This is a genomic window from Microcystis sp. M109S1, from assembly GCF_020247025.1.
GTDB lineage: Bacteria > Cyanobacteriota > Cyanobacteriia > Cyanobacteriales > Microcystaceae > Microcystis.
The window spans coordinates 1-5,949 of sequence record NZ_JADBRW010000136.1; the positions used below are offsets into that span (position 1 = coordinate 1).

Annotated in this window: 6 protein-coding genes and 1 pseudogene; all 7 read right to left on the reverse strand. The window is 40.1% G+C overall.

The annotated features are described in order from the left end of the window. Positions 1 to 170 precede the first annotated feature (170 nt). A complete protein-coding gene (locus IM322_RS06410; RefSeq protein ID WP_286825282.1) occupies positions 171 to 1,067 on the reverse strand; it encodes an AEC family transporter in 897 nt (298 codons plus the stop codon). Positions 1,068 to 1,116: 49 nt separating this feature from the next. Beyond that, positions 1,117 to 1,716: a Uma2 family endonuclease gene (locus IM322_RS06415; protein ID WP_287677357.1), complete on the reverse strand. Its 600-nt coding sequence runs from the start codon at positions 1,714 to 1,716 to the stop codon at positions 1,117 to 1,119. A 150-nt stretch (positions 1,717 to 1,866) separates the two neighbouring features. Next, positions 1,867 to 2,208 carry a HepT-like ribonuclease domain-containing protein gene (locus IM322_RS06420; protein WP_002734383.1) on the reverse strand — a complete coding sequence of 114 codons (342 nt, stop codon included), beginning with the start codon at positions 2,206 to 2,208 and terminating at the stop codon, positions 1,867 to 1,869. Continuing rightward, positions 2,195 to 2,503: a nucleotidyltransferase family protein gene (locus IM322_RS06425; RefSeq protein WP_287677356.1), complete on the reverse strand. Its 309-nt coding sequence runs from the start codon at positions 2,501 to 2,503 to the stop codon at positions 2,195 to 2,197. Before IM322_RS06425 ends, IM322_RS06420 begins: the two co-directional genes overlap by 14 nt. A gap of 40 nt (positions 2,504 to 2,543) precedes the next feature. Beyond that, positions 2,544 to 3,410, reverse strand: coding sequence for a formylglycine-generating enzyme family protein (locus IM322_RS06430; protein ID WP_286825285.1), 867 nt, complete (start codon positions 3,408 to 3,410; stop codon positions 2,544 to 2,546). Positions 3,411 to 3,719: 309 nt separating this feature from the next. Further along, positions 3,720 to 5,810 (reverse strand): annotated as a pseudogene (locus IM322_RS06435) (dynamin family protein); the annotation flags it as partial. A 31-nt stretch (positions 5,811 to 5,841) separates the two neighbouring features. Beyond that, positions 5,842 to 5,949 (reverse strand): transposase (locus IM322_RS06440; RefSeq protein ID WP_287672724.1); only part of this gene is annotated, 108 nt, incomplete at its 5' end.

Sequence of the window (5,949 nt, forward strand, 5' to 3'; positions counted from 1 at the left end):
ATAACTGATAACTGATAACTGATAACTGATAACTGATAACTGATAACTGATAACTGATAACTGATAACTGATAACTGATAACTGATAACTGATAACTGATAACTGATAACTGATAACTGACGACTGGCTCCCCAAAACGAAAACTTCGTACCTCACCATTAAGATAACTGCTATAAATAGACTTTTAATAACCAAAGAAAGAAAGGAATAGTCAGAAAACTAGCAAGGGTAGTGACAACAACTGTGCGGGCCATCAAAGCGGCCGAACCACCGAATTCTGTGACTAAAATGACGGTATTAACGGCGGTGGGCATGGCACTTTGTAGGATAAGAATTTTTAGATCCATACCGGTTAATCCTAAACTATTGCCGATCGCAAATGCCAAAAGAGGAGCGACTAAAAGACGCAAACAGGCCGCTAATAATTCTAATTTACCGATCGCTAATTTTTGCTGAGATAATTGGATACCTAAGATAATTAAAGCCAAAGGAATTGCCGCTTGTCCTAGATAGCTAATACTTTTATCTAATTGCAGGGGAAGATGAAAAGAGAAAGTTTGAAAGCTAATGCCGATAAAAATTGACCAGACTAAGGGCAATTGAAAAACTAAGCGAAATCCGGAAAGAAAGCTTTTTCCTCGCAAATAAGCGGGACTAATACCAAATAAAAGAATACTAGAGCCAATCATATAGATTATCGCTCTTTCCAGTCCAGCCGCACCCAGGGCAAAACTAGCCACAGGTAAACCCATATTACCGTTATTGGGCATCACAGCGGCAGCCATGAGGCTTTTGCGGGTATCAACATCGAGACTAAGACAAGAGGCGATAATTTCGACGACAATCGCCATTACCAGTGAAATAAGAGCAAAACCTAGGAGAATTAAACCGATATTGCTGCCGGATAAAGTGGTGCGATAGAGTCCATCAATCACCAAAGCGGGAGCAAGAATATAAACCGTGATTTGGGAAAGGGAATGCACTTCAACAGTGAGAATTTTTCCTGCTATCACACCGATGAGGATGATAAAACCCACTGGAATAATAGCGGAGAGGATGACAAGCATTAATCAAGTAAAAAGTAAATAGTAAACAGAAAAAAACTGATCTGATTTTTTAACAGATTTCTGTTATATCTTCGTATAAAGATTCGATCGCACAGTGAAAATCGATACTAGCTAGATAAATATCTGCTCCTTTGCTGTAGGGATAAAGAACCCAAAATCCTTCATCATTGAGACGAAAACAATCTACACTGATACGTTCTTGACTGATAAGAACGTATTCTTCTAAAGTTTCAAGGGAACGATAGTCGGCAAATTTATCGCCCCGATCTCGCTTCGCGAGCGCGTTGCGAGCAAAGGCAGCAGTAGTGGGGGATAATACTTCTACAATCAAGCGCGGATAACGGATAAAATCTTCCGAGAAAGACCGATTATCTCGCGAGTCGCAAGTGACCACAAGATCGGGATAAAAATAACTATTAGCTATTTCTAGACGAACTTTCATATCTGTGGCATAGACAAGACAACCACTACCCCGCAGCCGGTTTTTTAAAAGTGTGGCTAAGTTGATAATAATCATACCGTGGGCTTTACTTGCACCAGCCATGGCGTAGGTTTGACCGCGAATATATTCGTGTTTATCCTTGGCTATTCTCTCCGTTGCTAAATAATCTTCCGGGGAAAGATAGTTATGGTCAAAGTTAGTAATCATTTGGTTAAATCACTTTTATTGTCTCTAAAATCAATTCTAACTTCTAACTCTCGATCGAGGAGCGGTACATTTTCAAAATTTGACCATAAGTCTGATTTAAAGTGAGTATTTCTCTTTCATTTTACCGAACCTCATCAAAGATATCACTAATCAAGTATCTTGTGTGGGCAATAAAGGTATTAACAAGTTCAATAGTTCAGGAATATTCCGTCGAATAACCTGCCAGACGATATCAAGATCGATCCGATCATATTGATGGGCGATAATATCTCGCATACCGGCGATGTCGTCCCAAGGAATTTCTGGATGTTGTTTACGAAATCCAGGGGATAGGCGCTTGGTAGCTTCTCCCATAATAGTAATTTGATAGAGAATCGCGGATTGGGTGCGTAAATCCGATTCTAGTAGTTCCCGATCCAGTTGCTCGGCAAATTGTTGAGCTAATTGACCGGCTCGGACAATATCTAGTAAAAAAGCCTTATCCCGCCACATAAATCACTTGCGCTGTCTCTAAAATCTCTCGTTGACGAATCCAATTATGACTCTGCTCGATCGATTTTTTCGTTAGCAAATCAACTTTCCGTCCCAATAAATTCTCTAATTCCCGTTTCATCCTCGAAAACTCCAGAAGTCCCCAAGAAACACTATCTTGGAAACTGACCAGTACATCAATATCGCTGTCTGGACGAAAATCTTCCCGCAAAACCGATCCGAATAAATACATTTCAGATATCTGCCATTTCTGACAAAATTCGCTGATTATTTGCTGGGGTAGTTCTATTTTCAATTTTTTCACCTCCCTGTCACCGGTAATCAGTGATCGGTTTTCAGATTGAAGGAGAATTATCGCTAACGACACGAAAACCAATATCATAGAGTCCAGCAGTAGCCAGAAATTTGACCCGGTAGGCCGAGCGACATTTGTTCGGTCCATCATTCCAGGAACCGCCGCGTAAAACTCGTCTGTCCCTATCTTCTATTGTGGCTGCTTCGTAGTTATCGCGCCAGTAATCTGCACACCATTCCCTGACATTTCCGTGCAGGTCGTAGAGTCCGAAAGGGTTAGCGACGGCAAACATTCCTACCGGTGTGGTTTCTCTGCGATCGCAGCCTAGGGAACCTTCCCCATAACGACCATAACTGCACACTTTCCCGCCATAATCCCAGTCCACCCCGGAATAGTTGGCTAAATCAGTGGAAATTGTCGGGCCAAAGTGAAAAGGGGTTGATGTTCCTCCCCGACAAGCGTATTCCCATTCTTTTTCTGCGGGTAAACGATAATTGAGTCCGGTGAGACGGGATAGGCGATCGCAAAATTCCTCCGCTTCCCACCAGTTAATTTGTTCTACGGGGCGATCGTAACCTTCAAAATGGGCCGGATAGGGATTAAGTTCAATATTTACCGGTTCTAATTTTGCCACCTCGCGCCATTGTCGTTGGGTAATTGGGTAGCGACTCAGACAAAAAGCTTTAACATTAACCAGAGATTGGGGACTTTGACTCAATTTCCAGCCTAACTCGCTTTTAGGCGCACCGATGAGGTATTGACCGCTAGGGATAGAAATCATTTCTAAAAAGGTTTTTTTGCTTAAAAAATATTTATAACCTCGATTAGTGACTTTTTCCCGTTTAATTTCCTCACCTTTGCCATTAACAGTGACCACTTCATCGGTAAAATCTAACCATTCTCCCATTCTGCACCCCTCTATCGGTTATCGGTTGATCGGGTTAAGCTGCGGGCCTAGAAAAATCCCAAAACCTACCAGTTTAAGAATAACAAGACTTCGATCGCTTATCCCCCGATGAGTTTTAATTTTAATTAATTTTTTGCTTTGACACCAAATCGGTTTTTAAGTACCTAAGCCAAATTAATTACACATATCTAACCCCCCCTTGCCTCTTGCCTTTTGCATGAGTGCCTTTCTTCACTGGGAAATTTATTTTGCACGACTACTTAATAGATGGATTGTTTCCTCTTGCTTCCCACTTCCCGCTCCCCCATATTAATTGCTGGAGTGATTAACAACTTCAGGGACAATCTCTAATTCTTGTTCACCAATTACAGGTAAATGATTTTTCTGTAAACCCATAGCAGTTAAACAAGTATTGAGAGAGTTGATCGCTTGGTTATAATCCTCAATTTTTTGGTGAATTTCTTCCTGTTTGCGGGCATTATTAGCAATTTTTTCCGCCGCTTCCTGTTCTAAAGTTTGTTCTAGATAAGAACGAGCTTGATTGAACTGTTGTAGAATAGTATCCGCTTGTTTTTTTGCCATTGGTATCAATTGATTTTTCAGAGTATTATTAACAGTTTGGCGGAAGTTTTTATGAATTGTTGCTGATACTTTTGGCTCAAAATCTAACTTAAGTAATTGACGGATAGCAGGTTCGGCAGCAAGAATACTTTCACAGTCATAACCTTGGGCAGTTTGTTGCACAGTTTGCCGAAATTGAAAGATCGAAAAAGTGCCTTCGTTGTAAAAATTATGATTTTCTCGTACATAGCGATCGCACTCGGTCTTTGCTTCGGAAATCAAGGCATTAATTAACTGCAATTCTAGCTGTTTTAGCTGACTTTCTAGGTGGCCATCATTGCCTAATAATCGGTAAATTTGTCGATAATAATCACCTTGTCTTACCGCATCTAAAAGACGCTGACAAAAGCGACTAATTAAACTGTTTGACTCCTCAATTAACACATCTTCTAGCTGGTTAGATAGATAATAAAAAGCTTCCACTAATACTGCTAATAAAGGTGCTGTAGCATTCCGAGGATGGGTTAAAGTTGCTTGCGAGTAAGCATTTTTAACAGAAAAAGTATTTAATAACTCATCCAATCTTGATACCATTCTCGCTTTCAGTTTCTTAAAGTCTTCCTCAAAGTTTTCATCGCTATTAACCACGACAGTATTGACATAAACATCGATATGTTTAGTTAATTTCTCTCCCACTTCCTTTAACTCTTGATTGAGGTGATTTAACTCCAGAGCTTTCATCGCCTCAATTTCTCGTGGTTGACTTTCTAAATCACTATAAATCCCTTGATAATGATTTTTGAGAGTGATGCAGAGAGATTGTAAATCATCGGCTAAATTAGCAAACAATTGCGGACGCTTTTCCTCCGTGAGATAACGAGTAATTGCCGTGCGAAATTCTTCGATACCACTATCAGCAATTAACTGCTCTAGTAAAGGGGTTCCCCACTCGCTTAAAACTCGGAAGTAATTTTTATTAGGAGTTTCATAACCGTGGATGGAAACTTTAAAGGGAGTTGCCAGTAATTTACCGGAGTTGGCACAATAGTTATTAAACTCGCTGACAAATTGCGGTGTTTCTTCTTCTCCTCCTAAATTTTTAACACTTTCGGCAAAGATAGAATCTAAACCATAACGCTGATTAATATTGGTTTGATTTTTCACCTGATACCCATAAAACCCTAAAAGTCCGCTGGTTTTGTAGAGGCGGGAAGTATCACGAAATTGCGTTTGAATCAGGTTTTCTAAACGCTGTTTTAGTTGGGCTGCGTACCAGGTTTCATCGATGCGGTTAAAAACATAAAAAACTCGATCACGAATACCAGCATTAGAGCGAATTTTTTCGAGTAATTCCGTTTCTTCTGTGGCTAATTCTCCCGCAGAAGCAGCCTTTAAAACACAAACCACTGCCGAAGTATCAGGATCCTCTATTTTACGATAGGCTAAGGCGGCATCTTTTTTGACTGGGGCATCAATACCGGGCAAATCTACCAAAACGTTACCATCTTTAAGGAGAGGATGATGACAGTAATATTCTAGACGTTTTAAGACGGCGCTATTGCTACCACGACGGGCAAAACTTGCCGCTTCTGCTAAATTAGAAAAGTGAAATTGTTCCATGGAATAGGTGGCATTATGCAGCGTATGGATCCGCTCACGATTTTGAGTAAATCCTTCAATTAATAATTTTAAACCCTGAGCTTGTTTAGCTCGCTCGGATTTGCCTTCTCCTCCTTCCTGTTCGATAATTTTTTGACAGTATTGGTTTAACTGACTACAGTATTCGGGGGAATTAATGTTACTGGGATTGGTTAATTGCAGATTTTGACAAACGGTATCGGCTCTTCTGGTTTTCGTGTGTTAATTTTTGTTATGAATTAAAGCAAGCAAACAGCTTAAGTCGAAGATGTTCAAAATTGGTAAATCCATAACTTATTCTTTTAATAAGCTTTATTTTGGTATTCATTCCCTCAATTAA